This window comes from Candidatus Borrelia undatumii (genome assembly GCF_020882015.2).
GTDB lineage: Bacteria > Spirochaetota > Spirochaetia > Borreliales > Borreliaceae > Borrelia.
This window is the reverse complement of sequence record NZ_CP086555.2, coordinates 80,805-105,795: the sequence shown is the minus strand read 5'-3', so window position 1 is coordinate 105,795 and position 24,991 is coordinate 80,805. Positions and strand designations below refer to the sequence as shown.

Here is a 24,991-nt window from a genome sequence, read left to right as displayed (position 1 = left end):
ATTTAAATGGCAGATATTAATTCATTGGTATTATCCGGCAGACTTACTAGGGATTCTGAGCTCACATACACGGAAACGGGCATGGCTGTTCTTAAGTTTGGGTTGGCTAATAACAGGAGAATGAAGAAGAATGATGAGTGGATTGATCATGCTCAGTTTTTTGAGTGCGTTGTTTTCTCGAAGAGGGCGGAGAGCCTTAGTGCTTTTCTTAAGAAGGGAAAGTCAATTGTGGTAAGTGGTTCTTTGAAATACGAGAGTTGGCAGGATAGAAGCACTGGAGACAAGAGAAGCAAGATTAGTGTTTTAGTAGATGAGCTTCAAATGTTTGGGGGGGCGCCTGCTGCACAAAACACGGGTAATGTTGGATTTGAGGGTTATAAGAAGTCAGATACATTTAAGGATATTGACTTTGATGACAGTTTTAACGAGGATATACCTTTTTAGGGGGTGGTTTATGTACAAGGATAGAGAGTTTCAGCAGAGGGAGTCTCGGCCCGATGGGCATCAGGATAGTTTTAAGAAGAATCCTAATTTCAGGTTCTTTAGGAAAAAAACATGTAAATTTTGTGATATGGATAGGGTTCCAGATTTTAAAGAGTTTGATTTCCTTAAAAAATTTATTACGGAGCAGGGCAAGATATTACCCAGAAGAATTACGGGTACATCTGCTAAGCACCAGCGGCGTCTTGCATTAGAAATTAAGAAAGCTAGGTATATGGCTTTGCTTCCTTTTGTGAAGAGGTAAGAGGTGGTTGAGGAGAGAATATGAAAGTAATTTTAAAGGGAGATTTTGTTAATCTTGGCAAAGAGGGTGACACTGTTGATGTGAAGGATGGGTTTGCTAGGAATTATTTATTGCCTAAGGGGTTTGCTGTTTTTTCAAATAAACATAATGTTGATATTTTTAGGCAAAAGAAGAGGGCAATACTTAAGAGGCAGGAGACGAAAAGAAAGATGGCTCTTGAGCTTAAAGATAAGCTTGATGCTGTTAGTCTAGAATTTGTTATGCAGTCGAGTGAGGGGGGAAAGCTATTTCATAGCATTAATAGCTCAAATATTTCTGATGAGCTTTTGAAGCTTGGATTTGAAGTAGAGAGAAGGAAAATAGAGATACACCATGGTATGTTAAAAACTTTTGGTGTCTATGAGGTGACTGTTAAGCTTTATGAGGGAATTAATTCTATTATTAAGGTTGAGATAAAAAAGGAAGAGCAGAAGAATACTATAAGAAAGTCTAGGAAAGTCGAAAAGGAGGTCGAGTAGAGGTATGGCTTGTGGCTTTTGCTTCCGTAAGTAGTGCTCCTATGCTTTTTTTTAATGATGGGGCGGAGAAGTCAGTCATTTCTAGTATATTTTATAATCCGGAGAAATTAGAAGAAGCCTCTCTGTATTTGAAGTCGGATGACTTTTATAACAGCACGCATCGGATGATTTTTAGGGCCATGTTGTCTCTTTACGAGAAGAGAGAAAACATAGATCCGATAACTGTTTTTGAAGAGGTGTCTGCTTTAGCTCCTAGGTCTCAGCTTTTGGGTGATTTTAAAACTTTAGCGGGATTTCAGGATTATTTAAGTCTTTTGTCGGGGTACCTTCCAACGGATAAAACAGTGAATACACATGTAAAAATTATTAAGGAATATCGTATTAGAAGGGATGTTTCTAAAATTGCTAGAGAGCTTAATGATTTGGCAAATGATTCTACAAAAAAAATTGACCAGTTTGTAGAAGAAGCGCAGAGGCAGGTTCTTTCAATTGAATTGGATTATGCTAACACAAATCTACATCATGCAAAAGCTGTTGTTGAAAGAGTACATTCTGAAATATATGAGAGAAGTATGAAAACCAAGGAAGCTAATTTTGGAATTTTAAGTGGTTTTCGAAAAGTTGATGATCTTATAGGGGGTTTTAGAGATAGTGATTTTATTATCATAGGTGCTCGCCCCAGTGTTGGTAAGACAGCATTTGCATTAAACATTGCGTCAAATATTGCATTAAGAAATAATAAAAGACATAAGGTGGGTTTTTTTTCTCTTGAGATGACTTCAGATGCTTTAGTAAAGAGAATAATGGCATCCAGGGCAAATATTGATAGCTTTAAGGTACAAAATAGCATATTGTCTGGACGTGAAATTCAGGCATTAAATAATGCAGCAAACGATATTAGTAATGCTGAGCTTTATATCGCAGATACCGCTAATATGAGTTTGTTGGCGTTAGCGACTCAAGCTAGGAAACTAAAAAAATTTTCTGGCGTAGATATAATCTTTATTGATTATATTAGCCTTGTTTCTCTTGAAGCTAGGAATCTTCCAAGGCATGAGCAAGTGGCTTCAATTAGTAAGGCTCTTAAGGAGCTTGCAAGAGAGCTTAAGATCCCTATAGTTGCACTTTCTCAGCTTACAAGGGATACTGAGGGGAGAGAGCCTAATCTTGCAAGTTTAAGAGAATCGGGGGCATTAGAACAGGACGCTGACGTTGTTATATTGCTTCACAGAGACAAGGATTTAAAAAGCAGCTCTTTTGGCGAAGAGACCCCAGCAGCACAAACTCAGGTTATTGTTGCCAAGCATAGAAATGGCCCAACGGGAAGGGTTGATGTATTGTTTTTGCCTCATGTTGTCAGCTTTGTTAATAAGGACAGTGAGTATTAGGGTTTGAAGGATATCTATTTGAGGTTTTTATGTTGAGTATGGGAAAGCTTACGCTTTGATTTCCATACCAATGCCGATGTAATGAAAAGTCAATTTTTGTTTATCTAATTTGTTAGTGTCTGTGTTGTAGACAAGAGAAGAGTAGTTTATTTTTGTAAATATTTTGAAATTGTATGTTGCCTTATTGTATTTAAATGTTTCTATTAATATACCGGGTTCAAATTCAAGCCCCATTTGGAATGTGTCTTTTACTTTTAAAGGTCTATAAACGGATTTAATGTCTTTATTGTCCTTGTTATAGGATAAAAATATACCGGAACTTATGTATATTGTAAATAAATCTTTTGTAAATAATGCATATTTTATTCCAGACGAAAATCTATTTGCAAAACTATTTATCTCGGTTATATCAATATCATAATTTGTGGCAATAGCAAAGTAACACTTTAATTCAGGCATGATTTTGTAATACACTAGGCTTCTTATTTGTAGTGGAATCATAAGTTCATATCCGAAAGAAAAATTTTGATCATGAATATGAAAGTCATTTTCCAGATTATTGTCATATTCATGTGTCAAGGATATGCCAAATCCCCCTACACTTAAGAAATTATTCTTATTTGAAAAGTTTATTAAATTAAGATTGTTTGTTGTAAAGAAATTTTTAGAGTAAAGTCTGTATTGAATTCCGATTCCACTCTCTGCTTTTTGTACTTTTGCATATGTCTTTATGTTGTGTATCTCGCTTTGAGTTTGATAAAAAAGTTTAGTTTCAAGCCCTATGGCCTTATTTTTAAGATCTATTCCAATACTTGTTTTGAAAAAATAATCCATAGAGTATGATATGTCAGCATAAGTTTCAAAATTTAATAATCTCATATAAGAATAGCTTATTGCCGTGCTTAAAAAGCCCCTGTAATCATATTTTTCATAGCTGACAGGGAATGGGCGCCATTGCCTTAAAAAAAAGTGTACCAATTGTTGCATCAATCTTCCGCCCCAGTTCCCGTAGAGCAAATTTTTGATACCAACGCCTATGTTAATCTCTCCAAAGTACCCTTCTCCTGTTTTCATTAGAAATGGAAAATAATACATAAAGCCAACTTCAAAAAGGTCAACTCTTCTTCTAATTTGTTCTGGATCATCTTTATATCCTCTAAAAGTTAGCATGTGGGCTTCTGCGTTTATTATGAAATTATGTTTTGACTCATGGGTGAATATTAAAGAACCACTCCTGAGATCATCAAAAAAGTCACTAAACGAAAACCCAAAGCCGTCGTTCAGCGACTCAAAATGGTATTTGTCAACCTTGTCATTTTTATACCTCATTGAGTAATTGTAAGGATAGGCACTAACTGCCACCATTGCCATCATCGTGACTATATTAATTCTTTTGAGCACACCTGGCAAAAGATTGTATCATATCTGAGTTTAAAATGGTAGTATTTAGATACTTTTCCGTTACTATTGGCGGTTAGGCTTTGTTTTTAAGGGTGATATTTTGTTATTATATGATTGAGGGGGCGTTTTTATTTGAGGTTGAAATGAGGAAAGTAGTAATCATTGATGGACTTAGGTCTCCAGTTATTAAGTTTGGAGGGGTATTGAAGGGTGTAAATATTGTCGATATATCCTCAGATGTTGTTAAAGCTTTGCTTGGAAGAAACAATATTGGTAAAGTAGATGAGGTTGTTGTTGGGTGCGTGATATCTGCAGGTCTTGGCCAAAATATAGCTAGACAGATTGTTTTAAAGGCCGGTTTGAGTGAAAGTACTTCTGCTTGTACTGTAAATAAGGTTTGTGGTTCAGGACTTAAATCGTTAGAATTTGCTTTTAACGCTATTGCTCTTGGCAATAGTGATGTTGTTTTAGCGGGGGGGGTTGAGGATTTAAGTAATGCACCTTATCTTTTACCAAGAGGGGTAAGATTTGATGGTTTAAAGTTCGGAGACTTTAAGATAGAAGATTCGATATATAAAGACGCTTTGGTGGATACTTTGAGTGGTACTGTGATGGGGCTTACGGCAGAGTATTTAGCGGAGATGTATGGTATTACAAGAGAGATGCAGGATGAATTTGCGTACAATTCGCACACGAAGGCTAGCGTAGCAAGAGATAGCGGGTATTTTGACGATGAAATATATCCATTATCAGTTGTTGACAGGAAAACTAAGAATGAGATTATTGTATCTAGTGACGAGGAGATACGAGATAATTTGACCTTGGAAAAACTTTCAACTTTGAGGCCGATCTTTAAAGAAGGGGGCACTATTACTGCGGGTAATTCTTCCAGCTTAAATGATGGAGTTTGTTTTTTAATACTAGCAGGTGAAGATGTTGCTCAAAGGATGGGAATTGATCCCTTGGCTTATATTGGTGGGTTTAAGAGTGTGGGTCTTGAACCCCTTCGAATGGGTTTTGGCGCATATCTTGCCATTGAGGAGATCATAAAGAAGTTTAGTTTAATCCCTAGTGAAATTGATTTTATTGAAACGAATGAGGCTTTTGCAGCTCAAGCTTTAACTGTTTTAAAAGCTTTGTATAAGAATTATAGAATCAAAGATGATATTATCAATGTTAAAGGGGGTGCTGTTGCAATAGGGCATCCGTTTGCGGTTAGTGGAGCAAGGATTTTATTAACTCTGGCTCGCCTTATGAAGATTAATAACAAACATAAGGGAATTTCTTCTCTTTGTGTGGGGGGAGGGCAGGGTATAGCCTCTTATCTATATAGATAGTTATTTAAGTTAACTAGATTTAAATTTAATGTTTTGTTAGAATTCTGATTGTTAATGTAAGGTTGGTTTTATGCGTGGTTTTTTTTGCTTTCTGTTGGTTGTTATAGTGGGGGCTAATTCTTTCGCTCAAAATGCTCCTGTTGTAGTTGTTAATCTGCACAGCAATGAAATTATTACTAGGACGGAGTTTGATTCTAAAATTAGTACACTGAAGAAAACACAGGGGAGAGATTTAAGTATTGCTGAGAAAAAGCAGGTTTTGCAAGTCTTAATAGCGGATATTCTTTTTGGCCAGGAAGCTTTAAAGCAGGGGATCAAAGTTGAGGAGGCGGAGGTTATGCAAACCATTAGAACTCAATTTGGACTTACAACTCTTACGGATGAACAGATTAAACAGATGGTAGAAAGTCAGGGTACTAATTGGGATGGTCTCATGTTGTCAATGAGGAGATCTCTTTCTGCTCAAAAATTGATTTTAAAGTTTGCTCAGCCTAAGTTTTCAGAAATAAAGACGCCAGATGAAAAAGATATAGTCGAGTATTATGAGGCTAACAAGACTAAGTTTGTTAATCCGGATATAGCAAGGGTAAGTCATGTTTTCTTTACTTCTAAGGATAAGAAGAGGTCAGATGTTCTTGCTAGGGCAAAGGATATTGCAAATCAGATAAAGACAAAAAAGATTACTTTTGAGGAGGCTGTGAGAAAGTATTCGGAGGATGAGGGATCTAGGGCTAAAAATGGGGACCTCGGGTTCTTGGCAAGGGGCGAACAAAATGCACAAAATGTGCTCGGGATGGATTTTATTCGAGGAGTTTTTGCTCTTAATAAGGGGGATATTTCTCAACCAATATCCTCAAAAGAAGGATTTCATATAATCAAAGTTACTGAGACGTATTCTCAAAAATTTTTAGGACTTAAAGATAAGATATCTCCTAATGCGGATATGACTGTAAAGGATGCTATAAGGAATAATATGGTCAACGCGCAACAACAGCAAATTGTTGCTAGGGTACAACAGGAGATGTACGATAAGCTTAATAAGTCCGCTAGTGTGCAAATTTTGGATTCTGATTTAAAATAGAGAAGAATGCTTGTTATTAGTTATGGACTTAAGGTATAAGGCTAGAGAGTTAGCTTTCAAAAAGATTTACAGTATTGATATTAATTGCAATTCGAGGGACAATATTTATGATATTTTTAGTCTCGAAGATGTGTTGGATGTTGAAGAATTAAGAGTATTTTACTCTGTTTTAGTTAATGGTACTTGTGAGAATTTGGAATCTATTGACAGATTAATTAGTGATATTTCCCTTAATTGGCGTTTGGAGCGCATGGATAAGGTGGATCTTGCTATATTGAGGATGAGTGTTTTTTCTCTTAAATTTCAAGATTTGGGACTACCTAAGCGAGCTATAATAGATGAGGCTGTTTTAATTGCCAAGAAGTATGGAAGTAAAAATTCTTACAAGTTCGTTAATGGAATATTGGATGGTTTATTGAAGAATATGGAGAGTTCATTTGAAAGTAAATAAAGGATTGATGTTTGTTTTTGTACCTTTAATCACCCTTTCATTAGGCGTGCTTTATTTTAACTCGAATTCTCATGTTTTGTATATGTTAAAGGGTCGAAGGGATTTTAATGAGCTTATTGTGGAAATTGATAATTATCTTTTGAAGAGTAATTTATATGGAGCTGAGAGGGCTATAAGGGTATCTTCGTCTTATGCAGATACTGAGTTTAAGTGGATTTCTTTAATCAAGAGAGTAAGACAGTATTCTATTGGGACTAAAGATTATCTGCTGATGAGAGATATTGTTGAGCTGGGTGTAAAGAGCCTGCCTGGAAATTTAAAGCTTAGGGCTCTTGAAGTATATTCTAAACTAAAAGTGGGTGCTGTTTCTGAGGCTTGTGATATTGCAAAGCAATATCTTATACAGCATGAAGAATATAAATACTTGTACGAGGAAGCTTTTATTAAAAATTTATCTTTAAATTATGAATTAAAAAGCGTCAAGGATTTTTTGTTTAAAATAGAGAGAGAAAGGGATGCTTTTACTTTTGAAAGTATAGGCTTAAATCTTAAGAACAACGCGTTTTTAATTAATGCAATGCTTTTGTATGTGGAGAACAAAGATTTATCTTCTGCTAGAAGAATACTTTTGAAAGTAAAGGAAGATAAAGGTTTCGCTAGGGAGCTTGCTCATATTTCTTATGGTCTTGGTAATTTGGATTTTGCTATTTCCAATCTCAATCTTATTAATGATAATAGAGAACCGAGTTTGATGTTTTTACTGGCGGATGCGTATCTTAAGAGGGGTGATATTCATAAAGCTAAGGCTGAATATTTAAAGCTTTATACTAGATTTCCTGATTACAGTATGATGATTTATCTTGGCCTGGCATTTATTGCTAGGAGGGAAAATGATCTTAAAAGGGCAATTTCTTATTTAAGTAAAGCTAATGAAAAGTTTAAAGATAGTAAAACAATGAATTATTATTTAGCTAATACCTATTTTGAAGCCAATGATTATTTTAGTGCGAATGAAATAGCAAGAAAGTACAAAGACGATCCTTTATTTTTTAAGCTTTACTTTGTATTGAATTATTCAAACCTTGATCACGGTGCTAAAAAGTCTTTTTTGTGGCGTTTGTTTTATAGGTCAAATTATAGTTCGGATATTGCGCAGCTTTTGGCTTGGAATTTGCTCCTCTATTTTGATCTGGAGGATCTAGATCTGTTTTTCAAGATTTATATTCCTATGGATGAGGCACATGATTGGTATTGTTTTTACAGATTCTACTACGATTTTCTCAAGAAAGATTTAAATTCTTCAAAAGAAGTAGTTTTTGAAAATCAAGTTAAAGAGTACGTATACGGGATGTACTATAATCTTGGAGTTTTAAAACTTTATCAAAAAAATTATAAAGAGTCCGAGGAGTATTTTAGGAAGGCAGTTTCTCGTCTTCCTTTTACTCTTGATGGTAGGGATAAAATGAGTATAGAAGAACGAGAGACGGCGGCGAAGGTGTATTTAAAGAGAGGGATTAATTATCTTTATTTGGGTGAGTTTGAAAAGGGACGAGAAGCCATCTTAATTTCTCATACTTTTTGTGAAACCAATGAGAGCAATATTTATATGAATATGGCAGAAGTGCTTAAGGAAAGGAAGTAGTGGGCTTGAGGTTGAAGTGTAGAGAGGACATTGAAAAAATAAGGGCATCGGCAAGCCTTTTGGCACAAACTCTTTTAGAAGTTGAACGGAATATTGCACCTGGAGTGAGTACTAAAGATCTTGATGTTGTCGCTGGTGATTTTATTTCTAGCAAGGGGGCTAGGCCAGCTTTTAAGGGGTATAACGGATTTGAGGGTGTTATTTGTGCTTCTGTAAATGAAGAAGTTATTCATGGTGTACCTAATATAAGGAAACTTAAGGATGGTGATGTTGTTAGTATTGATTGTGGGGTTGTTTTAGATGGGTTTTATAGTGACATGGCTAGAACCTTTAAAGTAGGTCAGGTAAGACCTGAGATTAGTAAGTTATTAGAGGTGACAGAAGAGGCTCTTTATAGAGGAATTTCTGAGATGAGGGTTGGTAACCGGATTTTAGATATTTCAAGAGCCATAGAGAATTTTATTAAACCTTTTGGTTTTGGGATAGTTAGGGACTATACGGGGCATGGAGTTGGATTTGCTTTGCACGAAGAACCTAGTGTGCCCAATTATTATGCTCCTTTTTTTAAGAATATTCGAATTCGTGAAGGGATGGTGTTAGCGATTGAGCCAATGGTGAATTTAGGGGGGCATAAGGTATCCCTTAAGAGGGATGGTTGGACGGTTTTTGCGTCTGATTTAAGTTGTTCTGCTCATTTTGAACATACTGTTGCTGTTGTAGATGGAGTTCCTTTGATTTTAAGCGAAGTTCAGTGAGTAATAAAAAATTATTTAAAAGATTGGTTGAATATTACGGAGGTGTTTAAAGTGAAGAAAAATTTTTTTTCTATATTTTGTGTTAGTTTTTTAGCTTTAGGTATTGGATTTTTTATTGGAATACACTATTTAAGACCTGACAAAAATACTATTGTTTTCGCACAAGAGAAGGGAGATACTTTACAGTCTTTTCAGGATTCTTTCAGAAAGGCATCTAGGAAAATTTTGCCGTCTACTGTGGAGGTGTATGCCACTGGGGTGATTAAGGAAAGGGATCCCTTTCATTTTTTCTTTTTTGATATGCCAGGATTTAATATTGAGAGGAAAGCTAAGTGGGCCGGTTCTGGTATAATAATTGGGAAGGATTCTAAAAAGTCAAATTTATTTTATGTCCTTACAAATAGTCATGTTGTGGATAAAGCTATTGAATTTGAGATTGGAACTTATAGTAATAAGACTTATAAATCAAAACTGGTAGGTAAAGACGATAAGAAGGATCTTGCACTTATTAGCTTTGAGGCTGATGATTCAGAAATCAAAATAGCTGAGCTTGGAGATAGTGATGGCCTTGAAATAGGGGATTGGGTCATAGCTGTTGGAAGCCCTCATCAATTTAGTTTTACGGTGACCGCGGGTATTGTGAGCGGACTACATCGATCAGCAAACCCTAATTTAAAGGCTAGAAATTTGTTTATTCAGACAGACGCAGCCATTAATCGTGGTAATTCTGGGGGTCCTCTTGTAAATATTAGAGGTGAAGTTATTGGGATTAATACATGGATATCATCTCCTTCTGGAGGCAATGTTGGGCTTGGGTTTGCTGTTCCTATTAATAACGCCAAAAATGTTGTAGATGCTTTTATTAGTGGAAAAAATGTTGAATCAGCTTGGCTTGGGGTTTCTTTTTATAACTATAGAGACAAGGACATGGCAGTTCTTAAAAGTTTAGGCTACGATGATGATTCTGTCTCATCTGCTATTATTGTAAACGTCTACGTGGGTTCTCCTGCCTTAAAATCGGGACTTAGACCTGGCGATGTAGTGCTTAAGGTAAATGGGGTGGCTATGAATATTTCTCAGGATGTTATTCATTATCTTAGCGATTTTTATGCGGGGGAGAAAGTTGACATTGAGGTTTTAAGGAAGGGTGAGAAGAAGAAAATAGAAGTTGTGCTTGCTGTAAGACCCGATGACAAAGAAATTTTATCAAAAGGTAAACTGGTGCCAGGATTTGTTGTTTATCCTTTAACTAGCGAGGTTAAAGCACAGCTTGGTTTAAGAAATTGGATCAATGGGGTTGTTGTTGATAATGTTGATAAGAGTTTAGAGAAAAATGCTAAAATTTCAACAGGGGATGTTATTACAGCTGTTAATTCAAAGAGTATTAAGAGCCTTAGGGATTTTTATGATGCTATTGAGTTTGGGAAAAATACGTACAGTATACTAAGGGGTGGTCAAACTATAAAAGTATCTTTTTAAAACTTTATTTTTAGTGGGCGTAAAGATTTAATGCTGTACGTCCTAGATTTTATATTGTAAATTGAGTTTCATCGTGAGTTGATGGGGGAGTAGTTGAGGTGCTGCTGTCTGGTTGTATTAGATAGTATAATTGGGGTCAATGGTGGGCGATACTGGAGTGGGTATTGATTTTGGTTTCATTTTTTTGAGGAGTCGTGTTGATGAAAAAATTCATTTCTTATGAAGAAATAAGAGTAAATGGATTCAAGCTCGCTTATAAGATATATAAAGATGGGTTTATACCCGATATTATCTATGTATCCTTAAGAGGAGGGGCTTATCTTGGCAATATTATTAGCGAGTTTTTTAAATTTATTAAAATTGAAAAGCCGCTTCTTTATGCTGCTGTTGTAGCAAGGTCTTATGATGTTTGTAATGATCAAAAAAAGATAATGATAGATGGGTGGACTTATGATCCCAAGTATTTAAGGACAGGGGATAATGTGCTGTTTGTTGATGATATTTTTGATACTGGCCGTACGATTATCCATTTGCGGGAAAAGGTTCTATCTAGGGGAATAGATAGTCAAAACATTAAAATTGCTGTTTATGATTACAAGGAACGATTAGATGTAAAACACAGACCCGATTATTATGTTAACAAATACTTAAGTACGGAAGTAGACACCTGGATTCATTATCGCAACCATGAGCTGACAGGCCTAGCAGAAAACGAATACAAGCTAAACTTCGAAAACGTAGACGATGAATTGAGCAGCATTTTAAGATTTTTATCGGGGAGAATTTAAACTTACTCAATCTTTATGTATTCTAAATCATCGTATCCTTTTGTGGCTAACGTTTTTGTTATCGTCCCCAGGTCATCTTCCAAGACTGGGCCAATTAAAGCAAAATCCTTGTTTACTCGTGTTCTCATCTCGCTGTTGATTGCGTTAATTTTTTTTATTTTTTCGAACCTATCACTATTGTATTTCGGATAAACTTTAATTTTGTACCATACTTCTGTATTTTTTCCTGACCCCCCTTCCCTCATATGCATGCTATCTCGTGGATACAGTATTCTTTCCGACTGTCTTATTTCTATTATGCTATTTGCACCAACTTTTGTGCTTCTGTTTTTTTTACTATAGGATAAAACTCTACCATCCTCTATAGAGATCTTTTTTAGCCCCATATCCTGACTCTGACCCTTTACAGATCGTGGATACCTAACCCTAGCTGATTGATTAATGCTGGCATCTTCCCCATCCTTGTCCGACTTTGAGCCTGAAAGCTCTCTCTCTACATCCGAGGACAGCCTCAGCTTATCCTTTGATTCCTCTGAAAATAGCGCTAAAGACGAAGACAGCAATACGATGCAAAAAAACTCCATTTCCACCTCCCGCTCCAATTAGAAACAAATACTTTTGGGAGACCTTGGAAACGGTATCACGTCTCGAATATTGGCCATCCCCGTCACATACTGTACCAACCTCTCAAGCCCAAGCCCAAAACCAGCGTGAGGAGTCGAACCAAATCTCCTTAAATCCAAATACCAATCAAGAGTCCCAGCCTCCAAGTCTAGCTCTTTTATTCTTTTATTCAACTTATTCAGATCATCCTCTCTCTCACTGCCTCCAACAATTTCTCCGATGCGTGGTACCAAAATATCCATTCCTTTAACAGTTTTATTGTCTTCGTTCATTTTCATGTAAAATGCCTTAAATTCCTTTGGATAATCAATAACCACGATAGGTTTTTTGAAAATTTCTTCTGTTAAATATCTTTCATGTTCTGTTTGTAAATCCATTCCCCAGCAAGGTTTTATTTCAAATTCTTTGTTGGTGCTTTCAAGCTTTTTAATTGCTTGGGTATAGGTGATGACTTCAAAGTTTGAGTTTATTACATCTTCAATTTTTTTGATTAACCCCTTTTCAATAAAATTTTCAAAAAATTCCATATCTTGACTACAATTATTTAGAACTTCTTCTAGTATATATTTAAGACAATCCTCTGCTAATTCAATATTATCCTCAAGGGTAGAAAATGCTACCTCGGGTTCAATCATCCAAAACTCCGAGGCGTGGCGCGTTGTGTTAGAATTTTCTGCTCTAAATGTGGGTCCAAATGTATATATTTTCGATAAGGCCATTGCATAAGCTTCGCCATGTAGTTGTCCAGTTACTCCAAGAAATACTTCTTTTCCGAAGAAATCATTTTTAAAATCAGTTTCTTTGTCCTTTGAAATGCTGTTAAGGTCTAGAGTGGATACACGAAATATTTCACCGCATCCTTCTCCATCATTTGATGTGATTATTGGAGTATTTACATATAAAAATCCATTTTTTTGAAAATATTCGTGGATCTTATAGGAAACTTGATTTCTCACTCTGGCGACAGCTCCAAATGTGTTAGTACGTATCCTTAAATGAGGAATTTCTCTTAAAAACTCAAAGGAGTGTCTTTTCTTTTGTAAAAGATATGTTTCTTGGTTCGATTCTCCAACTACATTGAAATTTATCGTTTTAATTTCGTATTTTTGTCCTCTTGCAGGACTTAAAACTAAAATTCCCACTAAAGATATACTGGCACCCGTTGTAAGCCGTTTAAGTTCTTTCTCCTGAAAGTTAGAATCTTCTTCGTTAATTACTGCTTGAATTCCCTTAATATTTGAGCCATCATTGATTTCGACAAATGAGATTTTACCACTGCTGCGCTTTGTTCTAATCCATCCCCTTACTGTAACTTTGCTTTCCGCTATAGGATCATCTAGAATGTCTTTTATACTTTTGTGCATATTTCCTCTTAATACAACTTGATTTATAATTATTATATATTAAACGTGTAATAGTTTTAGCATGTGGTAGTGTGTAGTGCTTCAAATGCTGTTGAAGTTGTTTAAAGAAATAAAGTATCCATACTGAAATTTGAATGAGGCTATGAACAGTTTAAAAGATGTGGTAGTGATTTTTGATTCAGGGGTTGGTGGGCTCTCTTATTTTGATTATATAAATAGGCGTTTTGGAGGAGGCAGCTATCTTTATATTGCGGATAATAAGAATTTTCCTTACGGGGAGAAAAATAAAGAGTTTCTTTTAAAGGAGATTTTAGAACTGATTTTTAAAGTGAAAAAAATTTGTAATATTTCTTCATTGGTTTTTGCGTGCAATACAGCGTCTGTTATTACATATGGTGAGTTGGAGTGTAATTTTCCCATAATATATACCTTGCCTTCAATTAGTTCAATAAGAAAACTGGCATCTAAAAAGGTTATTCTAATAGCAACCGATACTACTATTAATAGCGAATTTGTTCAGAATGAAAAAGGGCTACATGGCGATTTGGTTTTAAAGTCTGCTAGAGAGCTTATAAATTTTGTAGAGTATGGGGATAAGTTTAGGGAGGATGCATTTAGATGTTTAGAATCCTTAAAATTAGAGGTTGAAGCTAGCAAACGAGATGTAGTTTTTTTGGGTTGTACTCATTATTTGCATATCAAGGATATAATTGAAAATTTTTTAGGAATTCCTGTCTATGAAAACCGTGCATTTGTGGCAGATGAGCTCGCTAGGGCTGTAAAGAATGGCAGTATTGGTGGTTTTACGAATTCATTTTACTTAACAAAAGATGAAAATTTGTATTTTTATAAGGATTTTTGTGAAAAATATGGGCTTAAATTTAAAGGGATAATTTATTGAATGATCTCACATTTGAAGTGCTTTGGGGTGTTAATAATATTTATTCTATCATTGAAGCTGGCGCCAATTTGATTTATGAAGGTGTTATTAAGGGTAAGATTTTAAATATTCAAAATAAAGAATACAGCCCTTTGGTTCCTGGGGATTTTGTGATAGGAGATATTTATGATGAATGTAGGGTCTACATTAGGGAAAGATTGGAACGTAGGAATATTTTTTGGCGTTATAACGGAAAGGCTGATCTTAGACAAGTTATTGTCTCAAACGTTGATAACGTTTTAATTGTTAGTTCTGCAAGCCTCCCTGAGATAAAAAATTCATTTATTGACAGGATATTAATAGTTGCTGAGGATCAAGGGATTACTCCGATTATTTTGCTGAATAAAGTTGACCAGGGTTTAACTAGTAGAGTTGAAGCTTTGATTAGAATTTATGAAGATTTAGGCTATAGGGTTGTTCAAACTTCCGCCATTACTTTACAGGGCATTGAAGAGTTAAGATCAATTGTTAAAAACTCAAGGACTTCTTTTATTGGACAATCTGGAGTGGGGAAGTCTTCACTTATAAATTTGGTTGATTTAAATGCGGCACAGACTGTAAAGGAAATATCTCATAAATATGCGAGAGGAAAGCATACTACGGTTTATGCTGTGGCTTTCCATTCAGAGGGTGGAGTGGTAATGGATACTCCGGGTATTAAAGAGTTTGGGATTGAAACCCTGGACTACTTAAAACTTAAGCATTTTTTTAAAGAGTTTAGGGATTTAAATGATTTATGTCGGTTTAGTTCTTGCCTGCATACAAATGAGCCAAATTGCTTTGTAATGAGCCAAATTGGACTGAAAGTTTCAGAAGCTAGATATAAAAGCTACTTAAAAATTTTAGATGAGCTTAGGAGATATAAAAGCTATGCAAGGTAAATATTTGGAAAAAATTAATTTTTATCAAATACTATCCTCAGTTTCCTCCTACGTGGTTATTTCAGACACCGTTAATCTTTTAAACAGCCAGAAAATGCTGAAAAATGAGGAAGAGCTTAATAAACTATGTTTTTTTGTTAAATTGATTAGAAATTTCGTTGAAGTTTACGATGAATATCCAAATTCTTATCTAGAAAGTATAAGCGATTCTATTGAGTTGCTTCTTAAGGAAAATTCAAGAGTCTCTATTGAAGAAATTAGCAATGTTATTTTTTTCCTTCAAGAAGTTTTAAGAATAAATTTTTTCCTAGATAGAAATGAATTTAAAGCTAAAGATGAAATTAAAAGTTTGAAAGATTTATTGTTTCTAGAATCAAGCCTTAAGCAGTTGCTAGAAGTTTTATCTGGATATATTGATACTGATGAACTTAAGATAAAGAGGGGAGTTGATAAAGATTATGATGAGATTGATTTTGAGATTAAAAATTTAGATAAAAAAATTGAAAAGCAGATGAAGAAAATAATAGGGTTAAATTCAGAATATTTAACGTCGACTCTTGTTTGTTATAAATCAGATAAGTACACTGTTGCACTTAAATCTAGTTTTAAAAATAAAATTAGGGGGAATGTGATATCTGTTTCATCCTCTGGTGAAACATTTTATGTTGAACCAAATGAAATAGGCAACGAGAATAGTAGATTAGGATTTTTAAGATTAGAAAAGAATCGTGTAACTTTGAGAATACTTCATGAGCTTTCAGATGAAATTCGTAAACAAATTGTTATTTTGAAAGAGCTTTATAATAAATTTTTGTATTATGACTCTCTTAAAGCTAGGGCAATTTATGGGATTAAGACCCGAGGAGTATTCCCCAATGTTGGAGCTGGGCTTAACATATTAAACGCTCGTCATCCTTTAATACGGAACGCGAAAGAGATAAGTTTTTGTCCCTCAGAGAGCAAAGTTGTGGTTATTACGGGACCTAATGCTGGTGGAAAGACGGCAACTTTGAAAACCGTTGCCCTATTGAGCGCTATGTTTCAATTTGGAGTACCTGTTCCGGTTGATGAGTCTAGTACTTTTAAGATTTTCGATAATATTTTCATTGATATTGGAGATGATCAATCAATTGAAAATTCGCTTTCAACTTTTTCAAGTCATATGAGTAATATTTCTTGTATTTTAAGGAAAGCAACAATAAATAGTCTTTTAGTGTTTGATGAGTTTTGTTCTGGGACAGATATTGAGCAAGGGCAGGCATTAGCTATAGCTATCCTTGAATATTTAATCAAAATTAACTGTCATGTAATTGTATCTACCCATTATAATGCCCTTAAGTATTTTGCCTACACTAATGAAGGCATTATTAATGCATCTATGCAGATGAATTTAGAAAGAATGGAACCTAATTATAATTTGGTATTTTCTCTTCCAGGGGAAAGTTTTGCTTTCAGTGTGGCAAGCAATTCTTCCATTCATTCTGACATCATACTGAGAGCACAAGAGATTTACTCATCTGGCAAGACAGAAGTGAATAGAATACTTGAAAGGCTGATTGAAAGAGAGAAGGAAATATATACGCTTGAAGAAGAATTGAAAAATAAGCTTAAGCTTATTGAGCTTAAAGAGATAGAAATTAATAACTTACAGGAAAAAATTATTCTTAAGGAAAAAAACATAGAAGAAAAACTTATAACTGAACAGAAGGAGTTTTTAAATTATTCAAGGAGAACTTTAGAAAATTTGGTTAGAGAAATAAAAGAAGGAAGGGTTGATCTGAATAAGAATAAAGAGTTTATCTGTAATGTTTCAGATAGAATATCGAATAAGACCTCCAAAGTTGAACTTCTTGCTAAAGAACTTGCTAGTGATGCTCAATTTAAAGTGGGCGATAAAGTTCGGGTATTCAATCCAAGTGTTTTAGGAGAAATAGTGGGTGTCACCAAAAAAGGATTTATTGTAAATACGGGTGCCTTCAATATTACCGTTTTGTCTTCCAATTTAGAAAAAATATTAATCAAAAAAGAAGTTAGTGGTACTTCAAAAAGAGACTTTAGCTTTTCTTTTCATAATCAAGATGATAATTTATTGGGGATTACTATTGATATTAGAGGAATGAGAGTAGTTGAGGCTATAGATTTTTTGAGTAAAAAAATAGATAACATGTTGTTAAGTAATATTGGTAAATTTGAAATAATTCATGGCAAAGGGGAGGGTCTTCTTATGGCTGGCGTTCATGAATTTTTGAAGGGCTTAAAGTTTGTTAAGAGGTATTATTTTTCTCATCCTAATGATGGAGGAGCTGGGAAGACAATAGTAGAGATTTAAATGGGCATATCTAGGTTTGAAGAGCTTGAGAATATACTGTTTAACATATGTCTTGATGTTGATTCTGTTCTTGAAGATGAGTTTGGTGGTGTTTATGAGGTGCATCCAAGCAGACCTTCTAGGGGAAAAGCAGCTAATGGCACTTTAGATGGGCTTTTTCGTGTGACTACGTCTTTTACTTCTGGGTATGGTTCCAGCTATGGAAGGGGCTATTTGATCATAATTGAGATAATAACTCTTGACGTAGTTGATATGGAGTTTAGTAGAAAAGTGACAGAGAAGGGCGTTAAAATCTTTGGAGAGAAGTTGAGAGAAAAATTTCCGGGGAAAAAACTTTTCATAGTGCATGATGTTAATGTGTACAAAATTGTTGGAGATTTTTTTAGTAATTAATTTTTTTAATTTATTAACGGTTGAGTTTAAAAGGAATCAAAACAATTAAAACCGTATTTATTTTAAAAATTTAATTTTGGCATATACTTAATATGCGTTAGATAGCTTGAATATTTTAAGTATTAGTAATAGTATTTTACTATTGAAATTTATTGATGTTAATTTCTCTATTTTTTGTTTATTGAATGTTTTGAATTATTTTGTGTTTACGTGAGGAGTGCTCGTGCAATTTGAAGTTAAAGATTTAATAGGTAGGATTAAGAAGGATGGGTTTGAGGAAGCTGATAGGCTGGCTGGTGAGATTGTGGGTAAGGCGAAGAAGGAATCGGAGGCTATTATCTTGAAGGCTGAGAGTGATGCTAGGGAGTTGAGGATAAGGGCGGAAAGGGAGATTAGTGATTATAGGAGGCATGCTCTTGAGGCATCTCGTCAGGCGGTCAGGGATTTGATTATTGGTACTGAGAAAGGCATCAAGTCTCTTTTTGATGCTGCATTAAGGGATTCTGTTTCTAGGCAGTGTGATAATAGTTTTTTGGGCAAGCTTATTGTTAAGGTTGTGGATGGATGGAGTGGGGGTGATGGGATAGATGTTATGATTAATGAGTCTGATCTTTCTGATTTGTTGTCTCTTTTAAGATCGGAAATAGGCGAAAAACTTAAGGAAGGTATCCAGATTAGGCCTTTTAGAGGAGTAGGTAAGGGATTTAAAATACAGCAAAGGGGTAGTAGCCTTCATTATGATTTCACATCAGAAACTATTTCTGACATTCTTTTTGAGTATTTAAATCCAAGGTTTAAAGAATTGATTAAAGTGGTTTAGGAAAGGGTGTATGCTGAGTCCGTATTATTATGTGATATCGACATTACCTTATCTTGATATAAGGAGTGGGAAGGTGTGGAGCGTGTCGGATTTTTTTAAGAACGTTGAGATTGCTCTAGATCAAGAAGATTTCATTTTTTTAAAAAACTTAACGGAGACAGGTGTTTTAAGAGGAAGTTTGGGGGTTATTGATTGTTTTCTTGATTTTGAAGAACAAATGAAGTACGCGTTGGCTTATATTAGAGCCGAGCGGTTGGGTTTTCCAAGAGATGTTTATTTGGAATCCTCTTACTTTTCAAACTATTTTTTAGGCGTTTTGAAAGTTGTTTGTCTTAAGGAGAACCCTTTTGAGGTGGAATTGGGGCTTGATCTGTTGAAATGGCAATTCTTAACAGATCTTGAGGTGGGGAATGAGTTTAATTTTGAAAAATTAGTGGTTTATTTTTTGAAATTAATGTTAGTCTCAAGGAGAAGTCTTTTTGTAGAAAAAGTAGGCGAGAGGAATTTTGTAGACATTTGTCAAAAATTAAGCATGGATATGAATAAAAAGTTTTAGAAGAGGAATTTTGATGGAAACTAAAGGAAAAGTAGTAGGTGTGAATGGGAATTTGATTACTATTGAGGTTGTTGGTACTGTTGCCATGAATGAGGTTGTTTTTGTTAAGAGTGTTGGGAAGAGTTTGAAGGCAGAGATAATTCGTATTAGGGATGGAGAAGCTGATGCTCAGGTTTTTGAGATTACTAGGGGAATTTCTGTTGGAGATGGTATTGAGTTTACAAATAATCTTTTAACAGTTGAGCTTGGTCCTGGGCTTTTAACTCAGGTTTACGATGGGCTTCAGAATCCTTTGCCTGAGCTCGCTGCGCAATGTGGATTTTTTTTAGAAAGAGGTTTGTATTTAAGGGCTCTTGATAAGAAAAAAAAATGGAATTTCAAAGCAACTGCAAGAGTTGGGGACACTGTTACTGCGGGGGATTATCTTGGATTTGTTGTTGAGGGTACGGTTAATCATCAGATAATGGTTCCATTTGATAGAAGGGATTCCTACGCTATTGTTGAGATTGTTGGTGAGGGCAGTTACACCATAGACGACAAAATCGCGGTTATTGAAAACGATGTTGGGGATAGGAATGTTATAACTATGTCATTTCATTGGCCCGTTAAAATTCCTATTACAAACTATAAGGAGAAGATTATTCCTAGTGAGCCAATGGTTACTCAAACAAGGATAATAGATACATTTTTCCCAGTTGCTAAGGGGGGTACATTTTGTATTCCTGGGCCTTTTGGTGCTGGAAAGACAGTTCTTCAGCAGGTCACAAGTCGTAATGCTGATGTTGACGTTGTAATTATTGCTGCCTGCGGAGAGAGGGCGGGGGAAGTTGTGGAGACTCTTAAGGAGTTTCCTGAGCTTACAGATCCAAGGACAGGCAAGTCATTAATGGAGAGAACATGTATTATTTGCAACACATCCTCTATGCCAGTTGCTGCCAGAGAGGCCTCGGTTTATACGGCCATTACTATTGGTGAGTATTATAGACAGATGGGGCTTGATGTTCTTTTATTGGCCGATTCGACTTCAAGGTGGGCTCAGGCCATGAGAGAGATGTCTGGTCGTCTTGAAGAGATTCCAGGCGAGGAGGCGTTTCCCGCTTATCTTGAATCTGTTATTGCATCGTTTTACGAGAGAGCAGGGATTGTTGTTTTAAGGGACGGTAGCGTTGGTTCTGTGACTGTGGGTGGGTCTGTGAGTCCTGCTGGGGGTAATTTTGAAGAGCCTGTGACTCAGGCAACTTTGAAGGTTGTGGGGGCATTTCATGGTCTTACAAGAGAGAGATCGGATGCTAGAAAATTTCCAGCTATCAGTCCTCTTGAGTCTTGGAGTAAATATGGGGGAGTTGTTGATGCGGGGAAGACAGAATATGCAAGAGCCTTTTTATCAAGAGGAAATGAGGTGAATCAGATGATGAAGGTGGTCGGTGAAGAGGGAACAAGTAATGATGATTTTTTGGTTTATTTGAAGGCGGAACTTTTGGATGCTTGCTACTTGCAGCAAAATTCTTTTGATAGTGTTGATGCAGCGGTGGGTCCTGATCGTCAAAATCATATGTTCGATATAATTTATCATATTTTGAAATCAAATTTTAAATTTGAAAATAAGTTGGAGGCGAGGAATTTTATTAATGAGTTAAGGCAGAATATTTTAGATATGAATCTTGTCCCTTTTAAAGACGAAAAGTTTAATAGATTAGAGCTTGCTTTAAAGGATTTAATAAATTCTAGGAAATTAAGTTTTAGAGGTATCGGAAATGAAGAGGATATACAGTAAGATAGAATCTATTGTAGGGAATGTGATAACTGTCACGGCACGTGATGTTAAGTATGGGGAGCTTGCCATTGTGAAAGCGAGGGATATGAGTTCTTTAGCAGAGGTTATTAAGTTGGATAGGGATAAGGTTTCTCTTCAGGTCTACAATGGGACAAGGGGCGTTTCGACTTCGGATCAGATTAAGTTTTTAGGTCATCCAATGAGGGTTGCATTTTCTGAGAATTTACTTGGCAGGGTTTTTGATGGAGCTGGGAATCCAAAAGATGGAGGACCTAGTCTTGAAGATAATTTAATTGAAATTGGAGGGCCCTCTGCCAATCCTGCGAAGCGAATTATCCCAAGGAATATGATACGAACGGGTCTTCCAATGATAGATGTGTTTAATACTCTTGTTGAGTCACAGAAGTTGCCGATATTTTCTGTTTCTGGGGAGCCTTATAATGAGTTGCTTTTAAGAATAGCTCTTCAGGCAGAAGTTGATTTGATTGTTCTTGGAGGGATGGGACTTAAAAATGATGATTATCTAACTTTTAAAGATTCTCTTGAAAAGGGAGGTGCTTTGGGTAGAACCATATTTTTTGTTCATATGGCCAATGATTCTGTCGTTGAATCTTTAACGGTTCCTGATATTTCTCTTGCTGTTGCTGAGAGATTCGCCCTTCAGGGGAAAAAGGTTTTAGTACTATTGACTGATATGACTAATTTTGCTGACGCTATGAAAGAAATTGCTATTACTATGGAACAGGTACCTTCTAATAGAGGTTATCCTGGTGATTTGTACTCACAGCTTGCATCTCGATACGAGAAGGCCATTGATTTTGAGGGAGCTGGGTCTATTACTGTGCTTGCAGTTACCACTATGCCTGGAGATGATGTTACCCATCCGGTGCCTGATAATACGGGCTATATTACCGAGGGGCAGTATTATTTGAGGGGGGGAAGGATTGAACCTTTTGGGTCTCTTTCAAGACTTAAACAGATGGTCAATGGGAAAACAAGAGATGATCATAGAATAATCATGGATTCAATGATTAAGCTTTATGCGTCTTCAAGGGAGTCTATAGAGAAAAAAGCTATGGGATTTAATATGACGGAGTGGGATGAAAAGCTACTTAAGTATAGCGATATGTTTGAGAGCAGACTGATGGATTTGTCTGTTAATATCCCTTTAGAGGAAGCTTTGGATTTGGGGTGGGAGATACTTTCTAGTTGTTTTGAACCGAAGGAAACTGGAATTAAGACAGAGCTTGTAGAAAAGTATTGGCCCAAAAAAGGGTAATAGAATGGCCAAAGTTAAGTTAACCAAAAATGAGCTTAAAAGGCAAAGGGATAGTCTTAAGATGTTTAATAGGTACTTGCCCACATTGCAGCTTAAGAAGCAACAGCTTCATTTGGAAATTAGGAAGGTCAAGGCTTTAAGGCGGGAGATGGAGCTTGAAAAGGATAGGATAAGGGAGAGTATTGGTTCTTGGGTTTCTTTGTTTGGGGAAGGATTTCCTTTTCAAGATTGGATTCAGATTAAGAGAGTAGTTAGGGGTTCAGCAAATATTGCGGGTATTGCTATTCCTGTTTTTAGTGCTATCGAGTATGAAGATGTTAGACATGACCTTTTGTTGACTCCTTATTGGGTAGATAGGGGAATAGAAGTTATTAAGAGTGTGATTCAGATAGATGCAGAGCTTGAGACTTTAGGTGAGCAGGTTAGTTTGTTAGAGGCAGAGTTTAACACTACTTCCCAGAGGGTAAATTTATTTGAGAAGGTTATGATACCTGTTACTAAAATTAATATAAAGAAGATTAATGTTTATCTTGGAGACCAGCAAACGGCAGCTGTTGTAAGAGGGAAGATGGCTAAGGCTAGTTTTGTTGATGGTAGATAGGGATGGGGATGATTTTATGATTGTAAGAATGAAAAGGGTTTTGCTTTTAACCTTGTTGAGATATAAAAGAGAGGCTGTTGAAGCGTTAAGAGAGGTGGGAGTTGTTCATGTTGATTTTTATAACAAAATTTCAAAGCCTTTGGAAGAAGTTATTGAAACCAGGGGGATTTTGGTTCAGGCTTTATCTTTGCTTGAGGATGATTACGAGGTAAAAACTTTGAAATCTTCAAGTGAGAATTTTTTGGATGTTGCAAAAAATATAGTTAATTTGGGCACTGAGATTAAGGATCTTAAGGATACGAGACAGGGATTATTACATAAGAAGAACATGGTGTCCCCTTGGGGTCATTTTTCTCTTGATTTGGTAAATGAGTTGAGGGATAGAGGTGTTTATGCACAATTTTTTAAAACTCAGATTAGTGAGTATAGGAAGTTATTGTTGTCCTCTGAGGTTAAGGTTGCCCTTATTAATAGTGTAAAAGGCACTGCTTATTTTGTAGCCATTAATGATTCTGTGCAAACAATAGAGACTGCAGAGGAATATAAATTTGATCTTGATCTTACCCTGGTTGAGAATAAGTTAAAGATTATTGATGAAATTTTGGAACAAAAATTAACTCAATTGTCTCTTTTTAATAAATATAAGGATGTTTTGGGAGATGAGATAAGGGAATATAGTCAGGTTGTTGAATTTGAGCAGGTTATAGCTGACATGAGGGTGGAGGGGGATGACTTTGTATATATTACGGGGTTTATTCCGGAAGATAAACAAGAGGAGCTTAAAAATGTGGCTGGGGATAAATTTGAGGTGCTATTTGCAGATCCAGATGGAGATATTGTACCTACTTATGTTAAAAGGAAAGGGCTGGCTAGGCTCGCTAAACCTATTTTTGATGTTTTAGATACGATTCCTGGGTATAAAGAGAGAGATGTTAGTTTTATTTTTATGTTATTTTTCTTTGTATTTTTTGGGATGATAGTTGGTGATGCTGCCTATGGTGTGCTGTTTTTGTTAGTAGGAATTGTGTTAAGTTTACGTAATGTTGTAAAGAAAAAGCCTTTAACATCCGTACATGCTTTGATATTTTATCTGAGTACATCATCGATTATTTATGGGTCGATGACTGGTACTTGGTTTGGTAGTGATCCTTTTGTTCTTGAATTATTTCCTGTCTTGAAGTCTTTTCGACTTGAGTATTTGACAGGCAAAAGTGGTATGCAGAATATTATGTTTATATGTTTTACAATAGGTCTTTTACAGATATCGATGGCTCATATATGGAATTTTATTCGACAGATAAAAGAAAGACCTCATATACATGCAATTTCACAAATTGGTTGGCTTGTTGGGATTTTTGGGCTTTATTATTTGGTTCTCAATTTGATACTTGGCGAAGATAGCTTTCCTATGGGGAGTGGTGTTTTAAATATGATATGTGTTGGAGTTGCCCTTGTATTTATTTTTGGGAAGCAAGATGGTTCGAACTTTTTTATTTGTATGTTAAGGAGCTTTGGGGGGGTAATAGAACAATTTTTGGCTACTGTAGCGGGATTTGCAGACATAATATCCTACATTAGGCTTTTTGCTGTTGGGCTTGCTGGGCTTGCAATTTCTGATAGTTTTAATAGCATGTCTGCATCTTTATTAAAATCATCTAATATTGGTCTTATAATAGGTGGCATTATTGTAATGCTGTTTGGGCATATTTTAAATATAGTTTTATCTTTGTTGTCCGTTGTTGTTCATGGGGTAAGACTTAATATGCTTGAATTTTCAAACCATTTGGGTCAAGAATGGAATGGATATTCTTATAAGCCCTTTAGAAAAGTAAAAAATAAATAAGG

The 24,991-nt window shown here is 35.6% G+C and carries 24 protein-coding genes; 21 read left to right on the top strand and 3 right to left on the bottom strand.

Annotated elements, in window-relative coordinates; genetic code table 11:
• The first annotated feature begins 6 nt into the window (after nucleotides 1-6).
• The 4 genes from ssb to dnaB are packed head-to-tail and all read left to right on the top strand — an operon-like array spanning nucleotide 7 to nucleotide 2,651.
• Complete coding sequence (ssb, locus tag LKV13_RS00555; RefSeq protein WP_229088606.1) at nucleotides 7-444, top strand: single-stranded DNA-binding protein; 438 nt, start codon at nucleotides 7-9, stop codon at nucleotides 442-444.
• 10 nt (nucleotides 445-454) lie between these two features.
• Complete coding sequence (rpsR, locus tag LKV13_RS00550) at nucleotides 455-745, top strand: 30S ribosomal protein S18 (protein ID WP_229088604.1); 291 nt, start codon at nucleotides 455-457, stop codon at nucleotides 743-745.
• Between the two features lie 20 nt (nucleotides 746-765).
• On the top strand, nucleotides 766-1,263 hold the full coding sequence (rplI, locus tag LKV13_RS00545; protein WP_229088602.1) for a 50S ribosomal protein L9: 498 nt from the start codon (nucleotides 766-768) through the stop codon (nucleotides 1,261-1,263).
• Between the two features lie 11 nt (nucleotides 1,264-1,274).
• A complete protein-coding gene (gene dnaB, locus LKV13_RS00540) occupies nucleotides 1,275-2,651 on the top strand; it encodes a replicative DNA helicase (protein ID WP_229088600.1) in 1,377 nt (458 codons plus the stop codon).
• Nucleotides 2,652-2,699: 48 nt separating this feature from the next.
• On the opposite strand, the gene LKV13_RS00535 is transcribed toward dnaB, so the two are convergent.
• A complete protein-coding gene (locus tag LKV13_RS00535) occupies nucleotides 2,700-4,025 on the bottom strand; it encodes a hypothetical protein (protein ID WP_229089652.1) in 1,326 nt (441 codons plus the stop codon).
• A gap of 170 nt (nucleotides 4,026-4,195) precedes the next feature.
• On the opposite strand from LKV13_RS00535, the gene LKV13_RS00530 reads away from it, so the two are divergent.
• The 7 genes from LKV13_RS00530 (at nucleotide 4,196) to LKV13_RS00500 (ending at nucleotide 11,585) form a co-directional block, all read left to right on the top strand.
• Complete coding sequence (locus LKV13_RS00530) at nucleotides 4,196-5,389, top strand: thiolase family protein (RefSeq protein ID WP_229089651.1); 1,194 nt, start codon at nucleotides 4,196-4,198, stop codon at nucleotides 5,387-5,389.
• A 70-nt stretch (nucleotides 5,390-5,459) separates the two neighbouring features.
• Nucleotides 5,460-6,470, top strand: coding sequence for a peptidylprolyl isomerase (locus tag LKV13_RS00525; protein WP_229088598.1), 1,011 nt, complete (start codon nucleotides 5,460-5,462; stop codon nucleotides 6,468-6,470).
• 22 nt (nucleotides 6,471-6,492) lie between these two features.
• Entirely contained in the window at nucleotides 6,493-6,921 is a 429-nt protein-coding gene (gene nusB / locus LKV13_RS00520) for a transcription antitermination factor NusB (protein WP_229088596.1), read from the top strand.
• A complete protein-coding gene (locus LKV13_RS00515) occupies nucleotides 6,908-8,563 on the top strand; it encodes a tetratricopeptide repeat protein (RefSeq protein WP_229088594.1) in 1,656 nt (551 codons plus the stop codon). The genes nusB and LKV13_RS00515 overlap by 14 nt, the downstream gene beginning before the upstream one ends.
• A complete protein-coding gene (gene map, locus LKV13_RS00510) occupies nucleotides 8,563-9,318 on the top strand; it encodes a type I methionyl aminopeptidase (RefSeq protein WP_229088592.1) in 756 nt (251 codons plus the stop codon). Before LKV13_RS00515 ends, map begins: the two co-directional genes overlap by 1 nt.
• Nucleotides 9,319-9,369: 51 nt before the next feature.
• On the top strand, nucleotides 9,370-10,797 hold the full coding sequence (locus LKV13_RS00505) for a Do family serine endopeptidase (protein ID WP_229088591.1): 1,428 nt from the start codon (nucleotides 9,370-9,372) through the stop codon (nucleotides 10,795-10,797).
• A gap of 200 nt (nucleotides 10,798-10,997) precedes the next feature.
• Nucleotides 10,998-11,585: a phosphoribosyltransferase gene (locus LKV13_RS00500; protein ID WP_229088589.1), complete on the top strand. Its 588-nt coding sequence runs from the start codon at nucleotides 10,998-11,000 to the stop codon at nucleotides 11,583-11,585.
• 2 nt (nucleotides 11,586-11,587) lie between these two features.
• On the opposite strand, the gene LKV13_RS00495 is transcribed toward LKV13_RS00500, so the two are convergent.
• Together LKV13_RS00495 and asnS are read right to left on the bottom strand one after the other, a co-directional pair.
• Nucleotides 11,588-12,169 (bottom strand): hypothetical protein, encoded by a 582-nt coding sequence (locus tag LKV13_RS00495; protein ID WP_229088587.1) that lies wholly within the window; start codon nucleotides 12,167-12,169, stop codon nucleotides 11,588-11,590.
• 18 nt (nucleotides 12,170-12,187) lie between these two features.
• Complete coding sequence (gene asnS / locus LKV13_RS00490) at nucleotides 12,188-13,573, bottom strand: asparagine--tRNA ligase (RefSeq protein WP_229088585.1); 1,386 nt, start codon at nucleotides 13,571-13,573, stop codon at nucleotides 12,188-12,190.
• A 142-nt stretch (nucleotides 13,574-13,715) separates the two neighbouring features.
• On the opposite strand from asnS, the gene murI reads away from it, so the two are divergent.
• The 10 genes from murI (at nucleotide 13,716) to LKV13_RS00440 (ending at nucleotide 24,989) form a co-directional block, all read left to right on the top strand.
• Nucleotides 13,716-14,474 carry a glutamate racemase gene (gene murI, locus LKV13_RS00485; protein WP_229088584.1) on the top strand — a complete coding sequence of 253 codons (759 nt, stop codon included), beginning with the start codon at nucleotides 13,716-13,718 and terminating at the stop codon, nucleotides 14,472-14,474.
• Nucleotides 14,471-15,394, top strand: a complete 924-nt coding sequence (gene rsgA / locus LKV13_RS00480) for a ribosome small subunit-dependent GTPase A (RefSeq protein ID WP_229088583.1) — start codon at nucleotides 14,471-14,473, stop codon at nucleotides 15,392-15,394. Before murI ends, rsgA begins: the two co-directional genes overlap by 4 nt.
• Nucleotides 15,384-17,723 (top strand): endonuclease MutS2, encoded by a 2,340-nt coding sequence (locus tag LKV13_RS00475; RefSeq protein WP_229088582.1) that lies wholly within the window; start codon nucleotides 15,384-15,386, stop codon nucleotides 17,721-17,723. Before rsgA ends, LKV13_RS00475 begins: the two co-directional genes overlap by 11 nt.
• Nucleotides 17,724-18,116, top strand: coding sequence for a hypothetical protein (locus LKV13_RS00470; protein WP_229088581.1), 393 nt, complete (start codon nucleotides 17,724-17,726; stop codon nucleotides 18,114-18,116).
• A 223-nt stretch (nucleotides 18,117-18,339) separates the two neighbouring features.
• On the top strand, nucleotides 18,340-18,936 hold the full coding sequence (locus LKV13_RS00465) for a V-type ATP synthase subunit E (protein ID WP_229088579.1): 597 nt from the start codon (nucleotides 18,340-18,342) through the stop codon (nucleotides 18,934-18,936).
• Between the two features lie 10 nt (nucleotides 18,937-18,946).
• Nucleotides 18,947-19,492 carry a DUF2764 family protein gene (locus LKV13_RS00460; RefSeq protein ID WP_229088577.1) on the top strand — a complete coding sequence of 182 codons (546 nt, stop codon included), beginning with the start codon at nucleotides 18,947-18,949 and terminating at the stop codon, nucleotides 19,490-19,492.
• Between the two features lie 13 nt (nucleotides 19,493-19,505).
• Entirely contained in the window at nucleotides 19,506-21,266 is a 1,761-nt protein-coding gene (locus LKV13_RS00455) for a V-type ATP synthase subunit A (RefSeq protein ID WP_229088576.1), read from the top strand.
• Nucleotides 21,247-22,545, top strand: a complete 1,299-nt coding sequence (locus LKV13_RS00450; protein ID WP_229088574.1) for a V-type ATP synthase subunit B — start codon at nucleotides 21,247-21,249, stop codon at nucleotides 22,543-22,545. The genes LKV13_RS00455 and LKV13_RS00450 overlap by 20 nt, the downstream gene beginning before the upstream one ends.
• 4 nt (nucleotides 22,546-22,549) lie before the next feature.
• Nucleotides 22,550-23,146: a V-type ATP synthase subunit D gene (locus LKV13_RS00445; protein WP_229088572.1), complete on the top strand. Its 597-nt coding sequence runs from the start codon at nucleotides 22,550-22,552 to the stop codon at nucleotides 23,144-23,146.
• Between the two features lie 16 nt (nucleotides 23,147-23,162).
• Nucleotides 23,163-24,989 carry a V-type ATP synthase subunit I gene (locus LKV13_RS00440; RefSeq protein ID WP_229089650.1) on the top strand — a complete coding sequence of 609 codons (1,827 nt, stop codon included), beginning with the start codon at nucleotides 23,163-23,165 and terminating at the stop codon, nucleotides 24,987-24,989.
• Nucleotides 24,990-24,991 lie beyond the last annotated feature (2 nt).

Excerpts from the sequence above, each read along its gene's own strand:
- ssb (WP_229088606.1), top strand. The coding sequence starts at position 7 with ATGGCAGATATTAATTCATTGGTATTATCCGGCAGACTTACTAGGGAT.
- rpsR (WP_229088604.1), top strand. The coding sequence starts at position 455 with ATGTACAAGGATAGAGAGTTTCAGCAGAGGGAGTCTCGGCCCGATGGG.
- rplI (WP_229088602.1), top strand. The coding sequence starts at position 766 with ATGAAAGTAATTTTAAAGGGAGATTTTGTTAATCTTGGCAAAGAGGGT.
- LKV13_RS00535 (WP_229089652.1), bottom strand. The coding sequence starts at position 4,025 with ATGATGGCAATGGTGGCAGTTAGTGCCTATCCTTACAATTACTCAATG.
- LKV13_RS00530 (WP_229089651.1), top strand. The coding sequence starts at position 4,196 with ATGAGGAAAGTAGTAATCATTGATGGACTTAGGTCTCCAGTTATTAAG.
- LKV13_RS00525 (WP_229088598.1), top strand. The coding sequence starts at position 5,460 with ATGCGTGGTTTTTTTTGCTTTCTGTTGGTTGTTATAGTGGGGGCTAAT.
- nusB (WP_229088596.1), top strand. The coding sequence starts at position 6,493 with ATGGACTTAAGGTATAAGGCTAGAGAGTTAGCTTTCAAAAAGATTTAC.
- LKV13_RS00500 (WP_229088589.1), top strand. The coding sequence starts at position 10,998 with ATGAAAAAATTCATTTCTTATGAAGAAATAAGAGTAAATGGATTCAAG.
- LKV13_RS00495 (WP_229088587.1), bottom strand. The coding sequence starts at position 12,169 with ATGGAGTTTTTTTGCATCGTATTGCTGTCTTCGTCTTTAGCGCTATTT.
- asnS (WP_229088585.1), bottom strand. The coding sequence starts at position 13,573 with ATGCACAAAAGTATAAAAGACATTCTAGATGATCCTATAGCGGAAAGC.
- murI (WP_229088584.1), top strand. The coding sequence starts at position 13,716 with ATGAACAGTTTAAAAGATGTGGTAGTGATTTTTGATTCAGGGGTTGGT.
- LKV13_RS00475 (WP_229088582.1), top strand. The coding sequence starts at position 15,384 with ATGCAAGGTAAATATTTGGAAAAAATTAATTTTTATCAAATACTATCC.
- LKV13_RS00470 (WP_229088581.1), top strand. The coding sequence starts at position 17,724 with ATGGGCATATCTAGGTTTGAAGAGCTTGAGAATATACTGTTTAACATA.
- LKV13_RS00460 (WP_229088577.1), top strand. The coding sequence starts at position 18,947 with ATGCTGAGTCCGTATTATTATGTGATATCGACATTACCTTATCTTGAT.
- LKV13_RS00455 (WP_229088576.1), top strand. The coding sequence starts at position 19,506 with ATGGAAACTAAAGGAAAAGTAGTAGGTGTGAATGGGAATTTGATTACT.
- LKV13_RS00450 (WP_229088574.1), top strand. The coding sequence starts at position 21,247 with ATGAAGAGGATATACAGTAAGATAGAATCTATTGTAGGGAATGTGATA.
- LKV13_RS00445 (WP_229088572.1), top strand. The coding sequence starts at position 22,550 with ATGGCCAAAGTTAAGTTAACCAAAAATGAGCTTAAAAGGCAAAGGGAT.
- LKV13_RS00440 (WP_229089650.1), top strand. The coding sequence starts at position 23,163 with ATGATTGTAAGAATGAAAAGGGTTTTGCTTTTAACCTTGTTGAGATAT.